The organism is Spirillospora sp. NPDC047418, from assembly GCF_040643275.1.
Taxonomy (GTDB): Bacteria; Actinomycetota; Actinomycetes; order Streptosporangiales; family Streptosporangiaceae; genus Spirillospora.
The window spans coordinates 1-1650 of record NZ_JBEYTW010000205.1; the positions used below are offsets into that span (position 1 = coordinate 1).

At 67.5% G+C, this 1650-nt stretch carries 1 protein-coding gene; it reads left to right on the forward strand.

The features are described 5' to 3' along the window. Window positions 1-95: 95 nt before the first annotated feature. On the forward strand, window positions 96-1634 hold the full coding sequence (locus tag ABZ806_RS45035; protein WP_500226131.1) for an IS1634 family transposase: 1539 nt from the start codon (window positions 96-98) through the stop codon (window positions 1632-1634). Window positions 1635-1650: the final 16 nt, after the last annotated feature.

Consider the following 1650-nt stretch of genomic DNA (forward strand, 5'->3'; position numbering starts at 1 on the left):
CCTGACTTGCACAGGTCGGTCTACGATGCCGCGGTTTGCTACGTGTTCGTGCTGGTCATGAGGTTGCGGTTGCTGGCGGGTGACACACTAATCCGGTGTTCCTGCGGAAGGTGAAGACCGCGTCGGGGGCGACAGCGGTACAGATCGCTGAACGCCGTGATCGCCGGGACCGGGTGATCGAACATCTCGGGTCCGCGCACACCGAGGCCGAGCTGGCCGCGTTGATGGAGGCCGGCAGAGCGAAGATCCATGCCGGGCAGGGCGTCCTGGACCTGGGTCTGGACGCCGACCCGGGCGACGCGGTGGTCCGGTCGTCCTCCTCACGCCTGCTGATCGACGTGCTCACAGCGGCGTGGGCCGCGCTCGGGCTGGACGACCTCGGCGATCAAGCGTTCTTCCAGCTCGTCGCGGCGCGGTTGATCGAACCGACCTCGATGCTCGACTCCGCCCGGGTGCTGGGCGATGTCGGGATCGAGCCGATGCACCGCAACACCTTCCACGCCGCGCTGCGCCGCTGCATCGCGCGCGACTACCGGGACTGGATCGCCGAGAAATGCTTCACCCACGCCCGCACCACCGGTGATGTGTCGCTGGTGCTCTACGACGTCACGACGCTGTATTTCGAGGCCGAGCACGAGGACGCCCTGCGGCGGGTCGGCTACTCCAAAGAACGGCGGGTCGATCCGCAGATCATGGTCGGCCTGCTGGTCGACCGGCAAGGGTTCCCGCTGGAGATCGGCTGCTTCGAGGGCAACCACGCCGAGACCCGCACCATCATCCCCATCGTCAAGCAGTTCCAGGACCGGCACGGCCTGGCCGACATGGTCGTCGTCGCCGACGCCGGAATGCTGTCGACGACCAACCTGACCGCTCTCAACGACGCCGACCTGCGGTTCATCGTCGGGTCCCGCACCGTGAAGGCCCCCGGCGACCTGGCCACCCACTTCCACTGGAACGGTGACGCGTTCACCGACGGGCAGATCATCGACACCATCACCCCGCACGCCACCACCTCGAGAAAGCCCCCGCAGGCGCGGATGACACGGGCCGAGCCGGTCTGGGACCCGGCCCGCCATCCCCGGCACTGGCGGGCCGTGTGGGCCTACTCCAGAAAACGCGCCGTGCGCGACGGGCACACCCTGACCGCGCAGGAGAACCGCGCCCTCGCGGTCATCGCAGGCGACAAGCCGGTGAAATCCACCCGGTTCGTCAAGACCACCGCCACCGGCCGCACCCTGGACCGCAAGGCGCTGGAACGGGCCCGCCGCCTCGTCGGGCTCAAGGGCTACGTCACCAACATCCCCGCCGACATCATGCCCCCGGGCGAGGTGATCACCTCCTACCACGACCTGTGGCACGTCGAGCAGTCCTTCCGCATGTCCAAGACAGACCTGCAGGCCAGACCCATGTTCCACCACACCCGCGACGCGATCGAAGCGCACCTGACCATCGTGTTCACCGCCCTCGCCCTCGCCCGCCACCTCCAGAACACCACCGGACACTCCATCCGGAAGATCATCCGGACCCTACGGCCGCTCCAGGACGTCACGATCACCCTGGCCGGCCAGCAGATCACCGCAAAGCCCGAGATCACCCCAGACGCCCGAGCCATCCTCAACGCGCTGACACACTAAAACTGTGCAACCCAGG